This window comes from Streptomyces sp. SAS_281 (assembly GCF_052542855.1).
Window position 1 is genome coordinate 60,076 of the sequence record NZ_JBMNDO010000016.1, and the last position, 18,403, is coordinate 78,478.

Annotated in this window: 15 protein-coding genes; 2 read left to right on the top strand and 13 right to left on the bottom strand. The window is 71.4% G+C overall.

The features are described from left to right. Positions 1–6: 6 nt before the first annotated feature. Positions 7–1,440, bottom strand: a complete 1,434-nt coding sequence (gene pyk / locus ACN6LM_RS08870) for a pyruvate kinase (protein ID WP_445064740.1) — start codon at positions 1,438–1,440, stop codon at positions 7–9. A 146-nt stretch (positions 1,441–1,586) separates the two neighbouring features. Next, entirely contained in the window at positions 1,587–2,288 is a 702-nt protein-coding gene (locus ACN6LM_RS08875) for an SIMPL domain-containing protein (RefSeq protein ID WP_445064741.1), read from the bottom strand. A gap of 246 nt (positions 2,289–2,534) precedes the next feature. On the opposite strand from ACN6LM_RS08875, the gene ACN6LM_RS08880 reads away from it, so the two are divergent. Beyond that, a complete protein-coding gene (locus tag ACN6LM_RS08880; protein ID WP_445064742.1) occupies positions 2,535–4,346 on the top strand; it encodes a bifunctional metallophosphatase/5'-nucleotidase in 1,812 nt (603 codons plus the stop codon). A 74-nt stretch (positions 4,347–4,420) separates the two neighbouring features. On the opposite strand, the gene ACN6LM_RS08885 is transcribed toward ACN6LM_RS08880, so the two are convergent. From ACN6LM_RS08885 to pepN, 4 genes are all read right to left on the bottom strand, one after another. Next, positions 4,421–5,509: a peptidoglycan-binding protein gene (locus ACN6LM_RS08885; protein WP_445064743.1), complete on the bottom strand. Its 1,089-nt coding sequence runs from the start codon at positions 5,507–5,509 to the stop codon at positions 4,421–4,423. 221 nt (positions 5,510–5,730) lie between these two features. Further along, positions 5,731–7,137: a lysine N(6)-hydroxylase/L-ornithine N(5)-oxygenase family protein gene (locus ACN6LM_RS08890; RefSeq protein WP_445064744.1), complete on the bottom strand. Its 1,407-nt coding sequence runs from the start codon at positions 7,135–7,137 to the stop codon at positions 5,731–5,733. After that, positions 7,134–8,537, bottom strand: a complete 1,404-nt coding sequence (locus ACN6LM_RS08895) for a pyridoxal phosphate-dependent decarboxylase family protein (protein ID WP_445064745.1) — start codon at positions 8,535–8,537, stop codon at positions 7,134–7,136. Before ACN6LM_RS08895 ends, ACN6LM_RS08890 begins: the two co-directional genes overlap by 4 nt. 399 nt (positions 8,538–8,936) lie before the next feature. Beyond that, on the bottom strand, positions 8,937–11,438 hold the full coding sequence (gene pepN / locus ACN6LM_RS08900) for an aminopeptidase N (RefSeq protein ID WP_445064746.1): 2,502 nt from the start codon (positions 11,436–11,438) through the stop codon (positions 8,937–8,939). Positions 11,439–11,565: 127 nt separating this feature from the next. Here pepN and ACN6LM_RS08905 point away from each other — a divergent pair, with 127 nt between their 5' ends. After that, the gene (locus ACN6LM_RS08905; RefSeq protein WP_073968269.1) at positions 11,566–12,078 is read left to right on the top strand and encodes a MarR family winged helix-turn-helix transcriptional regulator; all 513 of its coding nucleotides are present in this window, start codon (positions 11,566–11,568) and stop codon (positions 12,076–12,078) included. A 139-nt stretch (positions 12,079–12,217) separates the two neighbouring features. Here the strand turns inward: ACN6LM_RS08905 and ACN6LM_RS08910 are convergent, their stop codons facing one another. The 7 genes from ACN6LM_RS08910 to ACN6LM_RS08940 form a co-directional block, all read right to left on the bottom strand. Continuing rightward, a complete protein-coding gene (locus tag ACN6LM_RS08910) occupies positions 12,218–13,285 on the bottom strand; it encodes a Rieske 2Fe-2S domain-containing protein (protein ID WP_445064747.1) in 1,068 nt (355 codons plus the stop codon). Positions 13,286–13,292: 7 nt separating this feature from the next. Beyond that, a complete protein-coding gene (locus ACN6LM_RS08915; RefSeq protein WP_445064748.1) occupies positions 13,293–13,514 on the bottom strand; it encodes a recombinase-like helix-turn-helix domain-containing protein in 222 nt (73 codons plus the stop codon). Positions 13,515–13,534: 20 nt separating this feature from the next. Next, positions 13,535–14,491: a PDR/VanB family oxidoreductase gene (locus tag ACN6LM_RS08920; protein ID WP_445064749.1), complete on the bottom strand. Its 957-nt coding sequence runs from the start codon at positions 14,489–14,491 to the stop codon at positions 13,535–13,537. Next, on the bottom strand, positions 14,488–16,158 hold the full coding sequence (locus ACN6LM_RS08925; protein WP_445064750.1) for a thiamine pyrophosphate-binding protein: 1,671 nt from the start codon (positions 16,156–16,158) through the stop codon (positions 14,488–14,490). Before ACN6LM_RS08925 ends, ACN6LM_RS08920 begins: the two co-directional genes overlap by 4 nt. Before the next feature lie 34 nt (positions 16,159–16,192). Next, positions 16,193–16,978, bottom strand: a complete 786-nt coding sequence (locus ACN6LM_RS08930) for an SDR family oxidoreductase (RefSeq protein ID WP_445064751.1) — start codon at positions 16,976–16,978, stop codon at positions 16,193–16,195. A 136-nt stretch (positions 16,979–17,114) separates the two neighbouring features. Next, the gene (locus ACN6LM_RS08935) at positions 17,115–17,873 is read right to left on the bottom strand and encodes an SDR family oxidoreductase (protein WP_445064752.1); all 759 of its coding nucleotides are present in this window, start codon (positions 17,871–17,873) and stop codon (positions 17,115–17,117) included. Next, positions 17,873–18,394 (bottom strand): cupin domain-containing protein, encoded by a 522-nt coding sequence (locus ACN6LM_RS08940; protein WP_445064753.1) that lies wholly within the window; start codon positions 18,392–18,394, stop codon positions 17,873–17,875. The genes ACN6LM_RS08935 and ACN6LM_RS08940 overlap by 1 nt, the downstream gene beginning before the upstream one ends. Positions 18,395–18,403: the final 9 nt, after the last annotated feature.

Sequence of the window (18,403 nt, forward strand, 5' to 3'; positions counted from 1 at the left end):
GCCGCCCTACTTCGGGCTGTCGTCCTCGCCGATGTGGTGCACCCGGACCAGGTTCGTGGAGCCCGCGACACCCGGCGGGGAGCCGGCCGTGATGACCACGACGTCGCCCTTCTGGCAGCGGCCGATCTTCAGCAGCTCCTCGTCCACCTGGGCCACCATCGCGTCCGTCGAGTCCACGTGCGGGCCCAGGAACGTTTCGACACCCCAGGTCAGGTTCAGCTGGGAACGTGTGGCCGGGTCCGGAGTGAAGGCCAGGAGGGGGATCGGCGAGCGGTAGCGCGACAGCCGCTTCACCGTGTCACCGCTCTGCGTGAAGGCGACCAGGAACTTCGCGCCGAGGAAGTCGCCCATCTCCGCCGCCGCGCGGGCCACCGCGCCGCCCTGGGTGCGGGGCTTGTTGCGCTCGGTCAGCGGCGGGAGCCCCTTCGCGAGGATGTCCTCCTCGGCCGCCTCCACGATGCGGGACATCGTGCGGACCGTCTCGATCGCGTACGAGCCGACGCTCGTCTCGCCGGAGAGCATCACCGCGTCCGTGCCGTCGATGATCGCGTTCGCGACGTCGGACGCCTCGGCGCGGGTGGGCCGGGAGTTGTCGATCATCGAGTCGAGCATCTGCGTCGCGACGATGACCGGCTTGGCGTTGCGCTTGGCGAGCTTGATCGCGCGCTTCTGGACGATCGGGACCTGCTCCAGCGGCATTTCGACGCCGAGGTCGCCGCGGGCGACCATGATGCCGTCGAAGGCGGCGACGATGTCCTCGATGTTGTCGACGGCCTGCGGCTTCTCGACCTTGGCGATGACGGGGAGGCGGCGGCCCTCCTCGTCCATGACGCGGTGGACGTCCTCGATGTCGCGGCCGCTGCGGACGAAGGAGAGGGCGATGATGTCGGCGCCCGTGCGGATGGCCCAGCGCAGGTCCTCGATGTCCTTCTCGGACAGCGCGGGGACGGAGACGGCGACGCCGGGGAGGTTGAGGCCCTTGTGGTCGGAGACCATGCCGCCCTCGATCACGGTGGTCCGGACGCGGGGGCCGTCGACCTCGGTGACCTCCAGGGTGACGCGGCCGTCGTCGATCAGGATGCGCTCACCGGGGGTGACGTCGGCGGCGAGGCCGTCGTACGTGGTGCCGCAGCCGTTGCGGTCGCCGTCCATCGGTTCGACGGTGATGGTGAAGTCGTCGCCGCGTTCAAGGAGTACGGGGCCTTCGCGGAAGCGTCCGAGGCGGATCTTCGGGCCTTGAAGGTCGGCGAGGACGCCGACGCTGCGGTGCGCCTCGTCGGACGCCTTGCGCACGCGGTGGTAGCGCTCTTCGTGTTCGGCGTAGCTGCCGTGGCTGAGGTTGAGGCGGGCGATGTCCATTCCCGCCTCGACGAGGGCCTTGATCTGGTCGTACGAGTCGGTCGCGGGTCCCAGGGTGCAAACGATTTTGGCTCGGCGCATGGTTCGAGCCTAGACCTTACCTATGGGTAGGTAATTGGCTGTGAATGACTGCTCAACCACCTTTGGGTGAAGGGTTATTGACAAGTGTTGAATTGTGCGGCGGCGTGCTCGGATGAGCACGCGCCGGTCTCTCCGCGGGTGGGAATTCAGAGTTTCGGCGGGGTCATGGTGAAGCGGGCGTTCACCTGCGCGTACACGGTCTGCTGCTGCGGTTCGAGGTCGACGGGGGGCGGCGGCGGGGCGCCCCCTCCGACGGGGGCGGGCGCCGCGCCGCCGTAGCCGGCGCGGCGGGCGTACGCGACGGGGGCGGCGTTCTCGGCGCCTATGTCGGCGAGTTCGACCAGGGCGGCGAGTTCCGCGCCGAGTGCTCCGGCGTATTCGCGGGCGCGCTGGACGGCTTCGCGGACGGCTTGGCGGCGGGCCTCGCCGTGGGCGGGTGAGGTGGGGCGCAGGGCCCACCAGGGGCCGTTGACGTGGGTCATGTCGAGGTCGCCCACGCGGGTGACGAATTCGCCGAGTGCGGTGAAGTCGCCGAGGACGGCGGTGATGTGGACGCGGCCGTGGTAGGCGCGGATCTTCTCGTCGCGGCCTCGTTGGACGAGTTCGGGGTGGATGGAGAGGGCGCCGGTCTCGATCTTCTCGATGGCTTCGCCGTAGGTGCGGGCGAGTTCGAGGACGGTGGCGTTGCGGCGGGTGAGGTCTTCGAGGGCGGCGCGGCGGTCCTTGCCGCGGGCGGTGACGGTGATGGAGAGGCGGGCGATCTCGGGGTCGACTTCCAGGCGTGCTTCGCCGCGGACGGCGAGGCGGGGCTGGTCCGGGGTGCCGTAGGGCTGCGCGGGCTCGGTCATGGGTCCACTGTGGCATCCGGGTGTGACAGTCGGGGGGTTCGCGGCCGGACGTCGTCCTGTCGGTGTGTGGTCATGGAACGGAAACCTGCCGGGGGTGTTGCCGGGGGTGGTGTGTGGGTGATTATCTACGCGCGTTGTCCGGCGTGTGGGTGTGCCCTGGGGGCGGGTCTACACGCGTCACCTCTGGTGGGTCGGACGGCGTACGACAGAACTTCGCACCAAGTGAACCGATATGTGGGAGACGAGATGCCGCTGAACCGAAGGACGTTCCTGGGGACATCGGCCGCGGCCGGCGCGGGTGCGGTGGTGGTGGGCGGCGTCGCGTCGCCCGCCCACGCGCACGGGCGTGGGCAGGGTCATGGTCACGGGCGTCCGCAGAAGCGGTACTCGTTCACCGTGATGGGGACGACGGACCTGCACGGGAACGTCTTCAACTGGGACTACTTCACAGACGCCGAGTTCGACGACAAGGCCCACAACGACGTCGGTCTGGCGAAGATCTCGACGTTGGTGGAGCAGGTGCGGCAGGAGAAGGGCCGTCACAACACGCTGATGATCGACGCGGGTGACACGATCCAGGGCACGCAGCTCTCGTACTACTACGCGAAGATCGACCCGATCACGGCGAAGCGTGGTCCGGTGCATCCGATGGCGCAGGCGATGAACGCGATCGGGTACGACGCGGCGGCGCTGGGGAACCACGAGTTCAACTACGGGATCCCGGTGTTGCGGAAGTTCGAGGAGCAGTGTGATTTCCCGCTGCTCGGGGCGAACGCGCTGGACGCGAAGACGTTGCGGCCGGCGTTCGCGCCGTATGTGATCAGGAAGCTGCGGACGCCGCACGGGCGGGACGTGAAGGTGGGGATCCTGGGTCTGACGAACCCGGGGATCGCGATCTGGGACAAGGCGAATGTGGGCGGGAAGATGGTGTTCCCGGGTCTTGAGGAGCAGGCGGCGAAGTACGTGCCGCGGCTGCGTTCGATGGGTGCGGACGTGGTGATCGTGGCGGCGCACTCGGGGAACAGCGGGACGTCGTCGTACGGGGACCAGATTCCGTACGTGGAGAACGCGGCGGGTCTGGTGGCGGAGCAGGTGCCGGGGATCGACGCGATTCTGGTGGGCCACGCGCACCTGGAGATTCCCGAGTACTTCGTGGAGAACAAGGAGACCGGGAAGAAGGTCGTGCTCTCGGAGCCGTTGAAGTGGGGGCAGCGGCTGACGCTGTTCGACTTCGAGGTGGTGTGGGAGAAGGGCCGTTGGGTGGTCGAGAAGGCCGGTTCGCGAGTGCTGAACTCGAACACGGTGGCGGAGGACCGGAAGATCACGAAGCTGCTGGCGGATGAGCACGAGAAGGTCGTGGCGTACGTCAACCAGGTGATCGGTTCGGCGGCGTCGGAGATGACGACGGCGGAGGCGGCGTGGAAGGACGAGCCGATCATCGATCTGATCAACGTCGTCCAGGCGGAGACGGTGAAGGCGGCGCTGGCGGGTGGTGAGTACGCGGAGCTTCCGGTGCTGTCGCAGGCGTCGTGCTTCTCGCGTACGGCGCGGATTCCGACCGGTGATGTGACGATCAAGGACGCGGCGGGTCTGTATCCGTTCGAGAACACCTTGGAGGCGCGTCTGGTGACGGGTGCGCAGATCCTGGACTACCTGGAGTTCTCGGCGAAGTACTACGTGCGGACGGCGGTGGGTGCTCCGGTGGATCCGGAGAAGCTGACGAATGCGGACAGCACTCCGGACTACAACTACGACGCGGTGTCGGGGCTGACGTACGACATCGATATCGCGAAGCCGGTGGGTTCGCGGATCGTGAATCTGTCGTTCGAGGGGAAGCCGCTGGATCCGAAGGCGCAGTTCGTGCTGGCGGTGAACAACTACCGGGCGAGCGGGGGCGGCAATTTCCCGCATGTGCCGGCCGCGAAGCAGCTGTGGGCGAATTCGGAGGAGATCCGGAACACGATCATCGCCTGGGTGCAGGCGAAGGGTTCGGTGGACGGTGCGGAGTTCGCTTCGGTGGACTGGCGGCTGACGCGGGACGGTGTGCCGGTTTTCTAGTGGTGCCTGTGGGTGTGACGGCGGCCCCTTTCCCTTCCGCGGGTGCGGTGGGAGAGGGGCCGCTGTGGCGTGTGTCAGCGGGTGCCGAGGAGGGTGCGCCAGGTGTTGGGGCCGATGACGCCGTCGGCGGCGAGGTGGTGGTTCTTCTGGAAGGCGAGGGTCGCGGCCTTGGTCTTGGCGCCGAAGCTGCCGTCGACGGCGAGGGAGTAGCCGTAGACCTTGAGCTGGTTCTGGGCTGCCTTGACGGCCTGGCCCTTGGTGCCGTACTTGACGGTGACGATGAGCTTGGACCAGGTGTTGGGGCCGATGACGCCGTCGGCGGCGAGGCCGCGGGCTTTCTGGAAGCGGATCACGGCGGCGCGGGTCCTGGGGCCGAAGCTGCTGTCGGCGGAGATGCCGTAGCCGCGTGCGATGAGGAGTTGCTGGGCGGAGCGGACGTCGGTGCCCCTGGAGCCGCTCTTGAGGACGGGCCAGGTGGCGCTGGGGACGGGGGTCTGGCTGCCGCCGCCACCGCCGCTGCCGTTTCCGCTGAGCTTGAGGGGGCGGTAGGGGTCGTAGTTGTCCTTGCCGATGCCGTAGCTCAGGGTGCGGTGGGTGGTGCCGTGGGAGCCGCGCTGTTCGTAGGCCCAGTAGGAGCTGTGTGAGGCGTTGGCCCACTTCTCGAAGATGACGACGTGGCGGAAGTCGCCGTCGCTGGTGCTGGCGTCGATGAGGAGGTCGCCCTTTTTGAGCTGGCTGGTGCTGCTGAGGTGCTTGGTGACGCCGCTGGCGGAGCCGGCGAGGCCGACGGTGTTGAGGCCGGGCTTGCCGAGTGCGAGTGCCATGGAGACGAACCCGGAGCAGTCCTGGCGGTAGCCGTCCTTCCAGACGCGCTGCATGCTGTACGGGACCTGGTGGCCGCCGTTGGCGGTGAGCCAGGTGCGGGCCCGGTTGATCATGGTGTCGGGGGAGATCGTGCCGGAGGCCATGGAGGCTATCTGGTCGGCCTGGGTGACGAGGTCGCTGTCGGCCTCGGGTTCGGGACCGTAGTCGGTGTCTCTGGCGGCGGCGACGTTTGCCTGGTCGGTGGTGTCGTCGGTGAGCGACGGTACGGCGACGGCGGCGGCGATTCCCGCGGCGACGAGGCCGGCGAGCGCGATCCGGGTGCGGCGCGTGATGGACATGGTGACCCCCGATGTGTGTCCCAGGTGCGGCACACGGTCCGGCGCGCCCGCTGGTGCGGGGTGCTGTCGTTCCTGGTGTGCCGCCTGAGGTGGCTGACGGGGCACCACGATGGCAAGTGGGGGGTTGTTGGCCCAGCGTTGTGCGAAAGCCGCATCCGGTAGTGACGTGACCTCAACAATGTCGGGGATTGGTGGGCGGCTTGTCCCGGGGGCCGGGTGGGTCAGTGGTCGTGGGTGAGGGGGACGAGGGTGGGTTGCTGGGTGGGGATGGCGGGTTGGGTGAGGCCGAAGGTGGTGAACGCGGTGCGCTTCGGTAGGGGGTAGGGGGTGGTGCCGGTGAGGTTGTTGAGGATGGTGGCGCTGCGCCAGGCGGCGAGGCCGAGGTCGGGGGCGCCGACGCCGTGGGTGTGGCGTTCGGCGTTCTGTACGTAGATGTGGCCGGTGACGGCGGGGCCGAGGTCGAGGCGGTGGTGGGCGTCGATGCGGGGGCGGCCGGCGGTGTCGCGGCGGAGGTGGGGGGCGAGGTGGTGGAGGAGGGTGTCGAGGGGGCGTTCGCGGTAGCCGGTGGCGAGGACGACGGCGTCGGTGGTGAGGCGGGTGCGGGTGGATTGCTGGGTGTGTTCGAGGTGGAGTTCGACGCGGGTGTTGGCGACGCGTCCGGCGGTGCGGACGGTGACGCCGGGGGTGAGGGTGGCGTCGGGCCACCCGCCGTGGAGGGTGCGTCGGTAGAGCTCGTCGTGGATGGCGGCGATGGTGTCGTGGTCGATGCCTTTGTGGAGTTGCCATTGCTGGGGGACGAGGGTGTCGCGGACGGTTTCGGGGAGGGCGTGGAAGTAGCGGGTGTAGTCGGGGGTGAAGTGTTCGAGGCCGAGTTTCGAGTACTCCATGGGGGCGAAGGCGGGGGTGCGGGCGAGCCAGTGGAGTCCTTCGTTTCCGGTGGGGCGGGCGCGGAGGAGGTCGAGGAAGATTTCGGCGCCGGACTGTCCTGAGCCGATGACGGTGATGTGGCGGGCCTGGAGGAGGCGTTCGCGGTGGTGGAGGTAGTCGGCGGAGTGGATGACGGGGGCGGTGCCGGTGTCGGTGAGGGGTTTGAGGGGTTCGGGGATGTGGGGTTCGGTGCCGATGCCGAGGGCGATGTGGCGGGTGTGGGTGCGGCCGAGTGACGCGGCTTCGCCGTGGGTGTCGAGCTGGGTGTGGTCGACGTCGAAGCGGGCGGTCTGGGGGTCCCAGCGGATGGCGTCGACCTGGTGGCCGAAGTGGAGGCCGGGGAGCTGTGTGCTGACCCAGCGGCAGTAGGCGTCGTATTCGGCGCGGTGGATGTGGAAGCGCTCGGCGAAGTAGAAGGGGTAGAGGCGGTCCTGGGCGCGTTGGTAGTTGAGGAAGCTCCAGGGGCTGGTGGGGTCGGCGAGGGTGACGAGGTCGGCGAGGAAGGGGACTTGGAGGGTGGCGCCGTCGATGAGGAGTCCGGGGTGCCAGTGGAAGGCGGGGCGCTGTTCGTAGAAGGCGGTGGTGAGGGGGGTGGGGAGGCCGTGGGCGAGGGCGGCGAGGGAGAGGTTGAAGGGGCCGATGCCGATGCCGATGAGGTCGTGGGTGCGGTGGGGGTCGGGGGTGGGTGGGGCGGCGGTCATCGGAGGGTGCTGCCTTCCTTGAGTTCGGCGGTGAGGTGGGTGACGAGGGCGAGGAGGCGGTGGAGGTCGTCGGGGGTGGTGTGGGGGTTGAGGAGGGTGGCCTTGAGCCAGAGGCGGCCGTGGGTGTGGGTGCGGCCGAGTACGGCGTGGCCTCGGGTGAGGAGGGTGCGGCGGATGGTGGCGACGGTGTGGTCGTCGGCGTCGGTGGGGCGGAAGAGGACGGTGCTGATGGTGGGGCGGTCGTGGAGGTCGAGGCCGGGGGTGCGGGTGACGAGGTCGGCGAGGGTGTGGGCGGCGGCGCAGGTGCGGTCGACGAGGTCGGCGAGTCCGGTGCGGCCGAGGGCCCGGAGGGTGACGGCGATCTTGAGTGCGTCGGGGCGGCGGGTGGTGCGCAGGGAGCGGCCGAGGAGGTCGGGGAGGCCGGCTTCGGTGTCGTCGTCGGCGTTGAGGTAGGGGGCCTGGTGGTGGAGCGGGTGGAGGTGGTGGCGGTCGGGGACGGCGAGGATGCCGGCGGATGCGGGTTGCCAGCCGAGTTTGTGGAGGTCGAGGGCGACGCTGTCGGCGCGGTCGAGTCCGTCGAGGAGGGGGCGGTGGGCGGGGCTGAAGAGGAGGGGGCCGCCGTAGGCGGCGTCGATGTGGAGTTCGGCGCCGTGGCGGGTGCAGAGGTCGGCGATGTCGGTGAGGGGGTCGATCCGGCCGGTGTCGGTGGTGCCGGCGGTGGCGGTGACGAGGAGGGGGCCCTGTCCTCGGTGGCGGGCGAGGGTCTCGTGGAGTGCGGGGACGTCGATGACGCCGTCCGGGGCGGGCACGGTGAGGGGTGCGGGGAGGCCGAGGAGCCAGGCGGCGCGGGTGATGCTGTGGTGGGCGTTGGCGCCGGTGATGGTCTGGACGGGGCCGTGGCGTTCGCGGGCGAGGAGGAGGCCGAGTTGGTTGGCTTCGGTGCCGCCGGTGGTGATGAGGGCGTCGGGTGCGGGGTGGTGGGGGTAGATCTCGGCGGCGAGTGCGGCGGTGGTGTCGGCTTCGAGGGTGGAGGCGGCGGGTGCCTGGTCCCAGGAGTCCATGGAGGGGTTGAGGGCGGAGGCGGCGAGGTCGGCGGCTGCGGCGAGGGCGAGGGGCGGGGTGTGGAGGTGGGCGGCGCAGAGGGGGTCGGCGGGGTCGGCGGCGCCTTCGGCGAGGGCTTGGACGAGGGTGGCGAGGGCGTGGTGGGCGCCGGTGCCCTGGTCCGGGATGAGGGGGGTGAGGGCGGTGCGGGTGCGGGGGGTGACGGTGTCGGGTCCGCCTGCGGGGAGGGGGCCGTCGCGGCGTCGGGCGCCTTCGGCGAGGGCGGTGAGGACGGTGTCGAGGAGGGGGCGGAGGGCGTCGGGTCCGGTGGTGGTCCCGGCGAGGGGCGGTACGGGCATGGGGCGGTTGGTCCTTCGGGCGCGCGTGGACGGGGTGCGGGCACGGTCGTGTCCGGAAGGTCCCGTCGTACGCCCGGGGGGCGTGGCCTGCGGCGCATGGTGGGTGCTCTCGGCGTGCCGGCCGCAATCCCTCGTACTGGACGTACTGGGGATGTCGGCCGGTGCGGCGGGAGTGCCTGCCGGGCGTCGCGGGCCGGGCGGGACTCTCCGGACACGGCCATGGGTGTGCGTGCCAGCTTGTCCGGGTTTCGGGTGGCGCGGCCGGGTTGCCGGGTGATCTGAACTCGAAAGGGTGGCGGGGCCCGGGTGGGGGCGGGTGGTGGGGGGCCGGGGTGGTATGGGCGTGCCCGGCGCGCCCCGGTGGTTCGGGGCGGGCCGGGCACGGGTGGTGCGGGTGGGTCAGTTGGCGTCGCGTACGTTCAGGGCGCGGCGCAGGTCGTCGATCTGGTCGATGAGTTTGCGGCGGAGGGCCGGGGTGAGGGCCGGGTCGTCGAGGGCTTCTTCGCCGGTGCGGAGGCTTTCGGCGTCGACGGCGTGGACCGGGAAGGCGTTTCGTCCGGCGGCTTCGGCGATGGCGGGGCCCCGGCGGGCGGCGAGTTGGGCGGCTTCGGGGTAGAAGCGGGGCACGTAGGCGCGTACGAGGTCGGTCTGTTCGGGTTGCCAGAAGCCTTGGGCGGTGGCGGTGAAGAGGTAGTTGGAGAGGCTGTCGTCGTGGAACATCGCGTTCCAGGCGGCGGCTTTGGCCTCGGGGGTGGGGAGGGCGGCGCGGCAGCGGGCGGCGCCTTCCTGGCCGGTGGCGCTGGGGTCGTCCTCCAGGGCGGCGTCGATGGCGGTCTCGTCGGTGGCGCCGAGGACGGCGAGGCGGGTGAGGATGCGCCAGCGCAGTTCGGGGTCGAGTTCGGGTCCGCCGGGGACGGTGTCGTCGGCGAGCCAGCCCTGGATGGTGTCGGGCTGGGTGGCGGCGTCGATGAGGTGGCGTACGGCGGTGAGGCGCAGGCCGGGGTGGGTGCCGTCCTCGGTGCGGCGGATGAGGTCGCGGCAGAGGGCGGTGAGGGTGGCGAGGGCGGCGGGCCGGTCCTCGGGGGTGGTGTAGCGGCCGGCGACCTGGGTGTCGGCGAAGGCGAGGACGCCTTGGAGGAGTGCGAGGTCGGTCTCGTAGGGGAGGTGGGCGCGGGCGGCTTCGAGGTAGGTGCTGGGGGCGAGTTCGCCGTCGCGGACCATGTCGCGGGCGGCGTTCCAGATGACGGCGCGGGTGAGGGGGTCGGGGATGCCGGAGAGGCTGTCGAGGACGGTGTTCCAGGAGTGGGGGTCGAGGCGGATCTTGGCGTAGGTGAGGTCTTCGTCGTTGAGGACGACGAGGGCGGGGCGGCGGCCCGGGCGGGTGACGGGGGCTTCCTCGGGGATGCCGGCGTCGAAGCGTTCGCGCAGGACGAGGGGGGTGGGGCCGTGCTGGGTGTCGAGGCTGTGGTCGTAGGCGCCGACGCTGATGCGGTGGGGGCGGGTGCCCTGGTGGTCGACGGTGAGGGACCAGGTGGTGTCGGTCTCGGTGGTGTGCGCGGCGAGGGTGTCGACGCCGGTGGTGCGGAGCCATTGGCCGGCCCAGGCGTGGACGTCCCGGTCGGTGGCGGAGGCGAGGTTGTCGATGAAGTCGGCGAGGGTGGCGTTGCCGAACTTGTGGCGGGCGAAGTGGGTGTTGATGCCGGCGAGGAAGTCCTTCTCGCCGAGCCAGGCGACGAGCTGGCGGAGGGCGGAGGCGCCCTTGGCGTAGGAGATGCCGTCGAAGTTGAGGAGCGCGGACGCGGTGTCGGGGACGTCGGCGGGGTCGGGGGCGACGGGGTGGGTGGAGGGGCGCTGGTCGGCGTCGTATCCCCAGCCCTTGCGGGCGACGCCGAAGTCGACCCAGGTGTCCGTGAACCTGGTGGCTTCGGCGAGGGTCTGGTAGCCCATGTACTCGGCGAAGGACTCGTTGAGCCAGATGTCGTCCCACCAGGCGAGGGTGACGAGGTCGCCGAACCACATGTGGGCCATTTCGTGGGCGATGACCATGCCGCGGGTCTGGCGTTCGGTGTCGGTGACGGCGGAGCGGTAGATGAATTCGTCGCGGAAGGTGACGAGTCCGGGGTTCTCCATGGCGCCGGCGTTGAACTCGGGGACGAACGCCTGGTCGTACGAGTCGAAGGGGTACGGCTCGGTGAACTTCTCCTGGAACCGGTCGAAGCAGGCCCGGGTGATGTCGAGGATCTCGTCGGCGTCGGCGTCGAGGTGGGGGGCGAGGGAGCGGCGGCAGTGGATGCCGAAGGGCAGTCCGGCGTGCTCGGTGGTCACGGAGTGCCAGGGTCCGGCGGCGACGGCGACGAGGTAGGTGGAGAGCGGTGGGGTGGGGGCGATGGTCCAGCGGCCGTCGCCGGTGTGCTCGGCGATGCCGTTGCCGAGGACGGTCCAGCCTTCGGGGGCGGTGACGGTGAGGGCGAAGACCGCTTTGAGGTCGGGCTGGTCGAAGGCGGCGAAGACGCGCTGGACGTCCTCCATGAAGAGCTGGGTGTAGACGTATGTCTGGTTGTCGCTGGGGTCGGTGAAGCGGTGCATGCCTTCGCCGGTGCGGGAGTAGCGCATGGCGGCGTCGACGTGGATCGTGTGCGGGCCTTCGGTGAGGCCGGTGAGGGGGTACCGGTTCTCGGTGAGGTGCGCGGGGTCCAGCGGCTGCCCGTCGAGGCTGATCGAGCGCAGGGTGGCGGGCTTGAGCTCGATGAAGGTGTCACCGGCCGTGCGGGCGGTGAACTCGATCACGGTACGGGAGTCGAAGGTCTCCTCCCCTGCGGTGAGATCGAGTTCGATCGTGTATCGCTGTACGTCGAGGATCTGGGCTCGGGCCTGCGCTTCATCGCGCGTCAGTACGGACATGGGGACATGCTGCCGTATGCGCCGGGCGGCGCGCAGGCGGGTTCCGGTGGGGCGGGGGGCCGCCCGGCGGTCCTTTGAGCGCTAAGATTCTTACCCCATTGTGTACCTGCGCGGAGGTGTGGCCGGGATGGCGGAGCAGGCGGACGCGGTGGCGTCGATCGTGGCGGACTGGCGGCGTGAGCGGCCGGAGCTGGACACGGCTCCGCTGGAGGTCTTCGGCCGGCTGCACCGGGCGTTCCTGCGGTACAGCACGGCGATTTCGCGCCCGGTGGAGCGCAAGGGCCTGTCGATGGCCGGCTTCGACGTGCTGACGGCGTTGCGCAGGGCGGGGGCGCCGTTCCGGCGTACGGCGGGTGAGCTGGCGGATTCCGGGCTGATCAGCTCGGCGGGGGTGACGCTGCGGATAGACCGGCTGGAGAAGGACGGGCTGATCCGGCGGGAGCGTGATCCGCAGGACCGGAGGGTGGTGCACTCGCGGCTGACGGACGAGGGTCTTTCGCTGATCGACGCGCTGTTCTCGGAGCATCTGGAGAACGAGCGGCGGATGCTGGCGGGGCTGTCGGAGGCGGAGTGCGTGGAGCTTGCGCGGTTGCTGGGGAAGCTGGAGCGGTCGGTGCTCTCGGCGGAGGGCGGCGAGTAGGCGCTCCGCGGCTGCGCCTCGATCCCGGCGGGGGGTGTCCTCGATCGCCGGACGGGCTTGATTCGGGCATCGCCACACGGCGCGCAGGTGTCCTCAATCGCCGGACGGGCTTGTTGTGGCCGGCGATTGAGGACACGGTTCAGGCCGTCGCCGCCTGGGTCTCCGCCTCCGTGCGGTACATGCGGCGGACGCGGACCACGCCCAGGTCGTGCTGGTAGAGGTTCTCCGCCTGGTCGGCGTCGGCGCGCAGGTCCTCCAGCATGACGCGGTCCTGTTCGAGGACCTCCCAGTGGCGGTCCTCCAGGAGCGTCTTGTAGAGGAAGCGCCAGGTGTCGCGCTGCCAGCCGGTGACCTTGCGGTAACGCCAGAAGAAGACGGCGCAGCGGTCCTCGTCGATGGGGGTGGCCATGCCGACGATGCCGAAGGGTCCGCCGGGTCCTGCGGTGGGCGGGTAGGGGATGGTGAGGTCGACCCAGTCGACGCCGGTGCGGCAGAGCTCGACCCAGTCGAAGTTGACTCCGCTCTGGTCGGTCTTCTCGAAGAAGAAGCCGCGTTCGGTCTCGCGGATGCGGAAGCGGGCGGTGGTCTGGCCCTCGGCCATGCTGTGCGAGTCGCGGTGGAGGAACGAGCCGTGCATGGGGTCGAGCAGGTTCTCCACGGCGTAGCGCCAGTTGACGTTCCACTCGGCGTAGCAGAGGAACGCCGAGGTGCCGGGGTCGGTGAGGGGTTCGGGCAGGGTGAGGGGGACGGGTTCGGCGTGGGCGTGGTCGCCGAAGTAGGCGAGGATCGCGCCGCCGGTCTCGATGAGGTGGGGGGCGGCGACGAGCTGTTTGCCCTCCAGGTTGCAGCCGGGGAGCCCGGGGACGGCGGCGACGGTGCCGGTGCCGTCGACCTGGACGCCGTGGTACCAGCAGGCGATGCGGTCGCCGAGGTGTTTGCCGAGGGAGAGGCGGGCGCCGCGGTGGGGGCAGCGGTCCTCCAGCATGTGGAGGGTGCCGTCGGCGCGGCGGAAGAGGAGCCATTCCTCGCCGAGGAGGGTGAGTCGTTTCATGCCGCCCGCGGGCACGAAGTCCGAGGGGCAGACGGCGTACCACTGGTTGCGGATGCCGGTGGCGAAGAGGCGGTCGGCGGTGCGGTCGCCGGGGCGGGCGACCTCGGAGGGGCGGGTGGGGGTGCCGTGCTGTGCGGGGGTGGTGGCGGTGGTCATGGCTGTCTCACGCTCCCAGTCGTCGCATCTCGGTGCGGAAGGTGTCCTCGGTCCAGGGGCTGCCGTCGGGTGCGGGCAGGTCGCGGGCGTTGAGTCCGGCGACGAGTCCGGGCAGGTCGTGTGCGCCGCTGCCGAAGACCTCCTCGATCACGGCGGCGAGCTTCTTCTCGTACGGGGTGGGCGCGGCGGTGCGGGCCTGGTTCGGTTCGAGGTACTGCGGGCCGGTCATGTCGGCTCCCTTCGGGCGGTTCAGAGGTCGAGTACGAGGCGGGGGGTGCGGGAGCGGGAGACGCAGAGCATCATCGAGGCGCCGGCCGCGCGTTCGCCTTCGCTGAGGAGGAAGTCGCGGTGGTCGGGGGTGCCTTCGAGGACCTTGGTCTCGCAGGTGCCGCAGATGCCGTCGCGGCAGGAGGAGGCGACGGGGATGCCGGCGTTCTCCAGGGCGTCGAGCGCGGAGGTGCCGGGGGCGACCTCGACGGTGCGGCCGGTGCGGGAGCAGACGAGGTCGAAGCCGGTGTCCTCGCCGTCGCGGGGTGCGGCGGCGGGTGCGGCGAAGCGTTCGGTACGGGCGTCGGGGCGGCGTTCCTCGACAGCGGCGAGCAGGGGTTCGGGGCCGCAGCAGTAGACCTGGGTGCCGGGTTCGAGGCCGTCCAGCAGGGTGTCGAGGTCGGGGTGGCCCTGTTCGTCCTGGGGGATGAACTCGACGCTCCCGCCGGGCTGCCCGGCGAGGGCGGTGAGTTCGGCGGTGAAGGCCATGGAGGCGCGGGTGCGGCCGCCGTGGACGAGCCGCCAGGGGGTGCGGGTGCGGGCGGCCTCGCGGGCCATGGCCAGCAGGGGGGTGATCCCGATTCCGCCGGCGACGAAGAGGTAGCCGGGGGCGTCGGGGTCGAGCGCGAAGTGGTTGCGGGGGCCCTGGACGTGGACGGTCCGGCCGGGGCGGAGCTCGCTGTGGATGTGGGCGGATCCGCCGCGGGAGGCGGGTTCGCGCAGGACGCCGATGCGCCACCGGGTGGCGTCGGCGGGGTCGGAGCACAGCGAGTACTGGCGGACGTGGCCGCCGGTGTGGACGTCGATGTGGGCGCCGGGCCGCCAGGCCGGGAGGGGCTTGCCGTCGGGGTGGGTGAGTTCGATGCTCAGGACTCCGTCGGCCTCCCACGTCATGCGGTGGACGAGCAGGTCGAGCCGGGGCTCCTCGGCGGGTGTCATGACGGGTTGCCTCCCTCTGCGGGGGTGTCGGTGGCGGTGGCGGGGAGTTTGACGGGCGGGGTGAACGGGGTGTTCATCGGGCCGAGTGCGGTGAGGTCGATCTCGACGAGGGTGGGGCCCGGAGTCGCGACGGCTTCCTTGATGACGGGTCCGGCGTCGGCCTCGGTGGCGATCCGTGCGTACGGGAGGCCGGTGGCGGCGGCGAGCAGGGCGAAGTCGGGGGTGGCGAGGTCGACGCCGGAGCGGCGGGGGAAGTGGCTGTCCTGCATGTTGCGGAGGACGCCGTAGCCGCCGTCGTTGAAGACGAGGAGGGTGAGGTCGGGCTTCTCCTGGGCGAGGGTGAGGAGTTCGCCGAGGTGGACGGCGAGGCCGCCGTCGCCGGCGATGACGACGGTGGGGGTGCCGGGGCGGCCGAGTGCGGCGCCGATGCCCATGGCGAGCCCTTGGCCGATGCCGCCGCCGCGGGGGAAGACGTTGGTGGCCGGGTCGGTGATCTCCAGGAGCCGGTTTCCCCAGGTGGAGGACGGGATGGTGACGTCCCGGGCGATGACGGACCCGGGCGGGCAGGCGTCGCGTATCGCGTCGTTGATGGCGGCCTGCGGTCCGATGGCGTGGCGCTGCGCGGCACGGGCGGCGGTGCGTGCCTCGCGTACGCGCCCGGGCCAGCCCGGCTCCGTACGCCCGCTGGTGACACGGCCGAGGAGGGCGGCGAGGACGGCGGAGGCGTCGCCGGTGAGGGCGACGGCCGCCGGGTACACGCGGCCGGGGGCGGCGGGGTCCAGGTCGATCTGGATGTGTGCGGCGGGGAGTTGGAGGCCGTAGTCGGCGGTCTCGTTGGAGCGGAAGTGGGTGCCGATGGTGAGCAGTACGTCGGCTTCGGCGAGCAGGGCGCGGCCGGCCGGGGCGGTGGCGTAGTTGCCGAGGACGCGCTCGTCGGACTCGGGGACGGCGCCCCGGCCGGAGTTGGAGGTGACGAGCCCGGCGTCCAGGGCGTCGAGGAGGGCCGCGACCTCGGGGCGGGCGGTGTTGGCGCCGCCGCCGGCCCAGAGGAGGGGGCGGTGGGCGGCGGACAGCAGGGCGGCCGCCTCGTCCAGGAGCGCCGCGTCGGGCAGGGCCGGGGTGGCGGGTGCGGGGACGGGGGTGCCGGTGAGCCGCTGGGGGGCGAACTGGAGGTCGATGGGCCACTCGACGCTGACCGGGCCGTGCGGGGCGGTCTGGGCGCGGGCGGCCGCGTCGCGCAGGAGGCCGCCGGCGCTCTCGGCGTCGGTGACGGTGACGGCGTGCGCGGAGACCGCGCGGAGCATGCCGAGCTGGTCCTTGGTCTCGTGGATGAAGCCGCGCCCGGAGCCGAGGTACGCGCTGTCGATCTGCCCGGTGATGTGGAGGACGGGGGTGCCGGAGCTGAGGGACTCGATGAGGGAGCCGGCCGCGTTGCCCGCTCCCGTACCGGTGCTGGTGAGGGCGCAGCCGAGGTTGCCGGTGGCGCGGGCGTAGCCGTCGGCGGCGTTGACCGCGGCGGCCTCGTGGCGGACGGGGACGAAGCGCAGGTCTCGGTCGACGGCTTCGACGAGCGGCAGGTTGTGCACGCTGACGATGCCGAACACCGTGTCGACGCCCAGTCCTCGTAGCGTCTCGACGAGCAGGTCGCCGCCGTTGGGTCGGGTCATGTCGGGTGCTCCTGTCGGGGGGGGTGGGGATGGGTTACGCGACGGCGCGGTTGACGCCGCCGCAGACGTCGACGGTGGTGCCGGTGATGTAGGACGCCCGGGGCGAGAGGAGGGCGGTGACGGCGTACGCGACTTCGTCGGCGTTGCCGAGGCGGCCGAGGGCGATGCCGCGGTCCGCGGCGAGTCCGGCCTGCCAGGCGGGGTAGTCCAGCGGGGAGCCGGAGGCTGCGTAGCGGCGTTCCCACTGCCCGGTGTCGATGAGGCCGAGGCAGACGGAGTTGACGCGGATGCCGTCGGGGGCCAGTTCCTTGGACAGCGAGGTGGAGAGGTTGAGGATGCCGGCGCGGGCGGCGCTGGTGGTCATCAGCCGGGTCTCGGGCTGTTTGGCGAGGACGGCGTTGATGTTGACGACGGAGGCGGCGCCGGAGGCGCGGAGGTGGGGCAGGGCGGCGTTCAGCGGGTTGAGGACGCCGAAGAACTTGAGTTCCAGCTCCTCGCGCCAGTCGGCGGTGGTGGTCTCGGCGAAGGGTTTCATCCGGGAGGCGCCGGCGTTGTTGACGAGGCCGTCGAGGCCGCCGAGGTGGTCGGCGGCGGCGTCGGTGAAGGCGCGTACGGCGGCTTCGTCGGTGACGTCGCAGGGGGCGTGGTAGAGGGTGTCGGGTCCGGCGAGGCCGTCGAGGGCGGCGGCGAGGGCGTCGGGCCGGCGGCCGCAGGTGGCGACGCGGGCGCCCTCCGCGAGGAGCGCGCGGACCGTGGCGAGGCCGACGCCGGAGCTGCCGCCGGTGACGAGGATGCGGGTGCCTTCGAGGTGGAGGTCCATGGGTGCGGGCTCCTTTCGGGTGGGGTGCGGGGCGCTCCGCGGGGGCTCCGGGACCCCGGTGCGGGTGGTGTCCTCGATCGCCGGACGGGCTTGGAAGTGCCGGCCGGGCATGCTGTGGGCGCTGCCGCGCGCAGGGCTACTGCATCGTGAAGCCGCCGTTCACGGCGAACGTCTGGCCCGTGATGTAGCCGGATTCCTCGCCGATGAGGAAGGCGATGAGGCCGACCAGGTCGGACGGTTGCTGGGGGCGGGAGATCGCCCGGTTCAGCCGGTACAGCTCGTGGCGTTCGGCGGGGATGTCCACGGCGGACTCCCCTTCCGTGAGGCCGGGCGCCACCGCGTTGACGGTGATGCCGAGGTCGCCGGTCTCCCGGGCCATCGCACGGGTCAGGGAGATCACGGCGCCCTTGGAGGCGATGTAGTGGGCGAGCCGGGGTGAGCCGTAGAGCGCGGCGTCCGAGGCGAGGTTGACGATGCGTCCGGCGCCGTGGGCCCGCATGAGCGGGAGGAGGGCGCGGGCGACGAGCCAGGGTCCGCGCGCGTTGACCGTCATGATGCGGTCCCACGCCTCGACGTCGATCTCGTGGAACGGCCTGCCGCCGACCGCGTTGGCCAGTCCGGCGTTGTTGACCAGCCCGTACAGCCGGCTGCCGTCGCCGGCGAGGGTGTCGGCGAGGGCTGCGACGGAGTGCGGGTCGGCGACGTCGAGCGGGTGGTAGTCCGCGGTGATGCCGTCGGCGCGCAGTTTCCCGGCCGCCTGCCGGCCGGTGGTCTCGTCGAGTTCGGCGATGACGACGCGGTGTCCGTCGCCGCCGATCCGGCGGGCCGCGGCCAGTCCGAGGCCGCGGCCGGCGCCGGTGACGACGACCGTGCGGGGGGTGTCGTCGGCGGCCATCAGCCGCGGGTGACGCCGTGCATCGGCGAGTGCTCGGGGTAGGTCGGGACCTGCGGCTTGCGCGTGCCGATGATGACGCAGAACAGGGCGTCGGTGTCGCCCTCGTTCTTGAGGGAGCGGGCGACTCCGGCGGGGACGACGATCATGTCCCGGTAGCCGAGGGTGCGGTACTCGGTCTCGTCGGCGCCGCGGTGGATGCCGACCCTGACCTGTCCCTCCAGGACGAAGAACGCCTCCTCCACGTCGTGGTGGGTGTGCTCGGGGCCCTCCGCGCCGGGGGGGAGCAGCATGTTGGAGAGGGTGAAGCCGCCCGAGGGCAGGATGCGGTTGTCGCTCTCGTGGTTGCCGGTGGCGCCGGAGCCGACGTACCGGATCTGGGCGCGGCGGTACTGGGCGCCGGCCTTCTCCTGGAAGGAGAGGGTGTCCCAGTCGGGTTCGCGGGAGTCCTTGGTGGCGATGAGGGAGTCGGTGAACTCGGCGAGGTCGCCGTTGTTCTCGTACGGGGTCTTGTCGATGGGCACGGGTTGCTC

Excerpts from the sequence above, each read along its gene's own strand:
- pyk (WP_445064740.1), bottom strand. The coding sequence starts at position 1,440 with ATGCGCCGAGCCAAAATCGTTTGCACCCTGGGACCCGCGACCGACTCG.
- ACN6LM_RS08875 (WP_445064741.1), bottom strand. The coding sequence starts at position 2,288 with ATGACCGAGCCCGCGCAGCCCTACGGCACCCCGGACCAGCCCCGCCTC.
- ACN6LM_RS08880 (WP_445064742.1), top strand. The coding sequence starts at position 2,535 with ATGCCGCTGAACCGAAGGACGTTCCTGGGGACATCGGCCGCGGCCGGC.
- ACN6LM_RS08885 (WP_445064743.1), bottom strand. The coding sequence starts at position 5,509 with ATGTCCATCACGCGCCGCACCCGGATCGCGCTCGCCGGCCTCGTCGCC.
- ACN6LM_RS08890 (WP_445064744.1), bottom strand. The coding sequence starts at position 7,137 with ATGACCGCCGCCCCACCCACCCCCGACCCCCACCGCACCCACGACCTC.
- ACN6LM_RS08895 (WP_445064745.1), bottom strand. The coding sequence starts at position 8,537 with ATGCCCGTACCGCCCCTCGCCGGGACCACCACCGGACCCGACGCCCTC.
- pepN (WP_445064746.1), bottom strand. The coding sequence starts at position 11,438 with ATGTCCGTACTGACGCGCGATGAAGCGCAGGCCCGAGCCCAGATCCTC.
- ACN6LM_RS08905 (WP_073968269.1), top strand. The coding sequence starts at position 11,566 with ATGGCGGAGCAGGCGGACGCGGTGGCGTCGATCGTGGCGGACTGGCGG.
- ACN6LM_RS08910 (WP_445064747.1), bottom strand. The coding sequence starts at position 13,285 with ATGACCACCGCCACCACCCCCGCACAGCACGGCACCCCCACCCGCCCC.
- ACN6LM_RS08915 (WP_445064748.1), bottom strand. The coding sequence starts at position 13,514 with ATGACCGGCCCGCAGTACCTCGAACCGAACCAGGCCCGCACCGCCGCG.
- ACN6LM_RS08920 (WP_445064749.1), bottom strand. The coding sequence starts at position 14,491 with ATGACACCCGCCGAGGAGCCCCGGCTCGACCTGCTCGTCCACCGCATG.
- ACN6LM_RS08925 (WP_445064750.1), bottom strand. The coding sequence starts at position 16,158 with ATGACCCGACCCAACGGCGGCGACCTGCTCGTCGAGACGCTACGAGGA.
- ACN6LM_RS08930 (WP_445064751.1), bottom strand. The coding sequence starts at position 16,978 with ATGGACCTCCACCTCGAAGGCACCCGCATCCTCGTCACCGGCGGCAGC.
- ACN6LM_RS08935 (WP_445064752.1), bottom strand. The coding sequence starts at position 17,873 with ATGGCCGCCGACGACACCCCCCGCACGGTCGTCGTCACCGGCGCCGGC.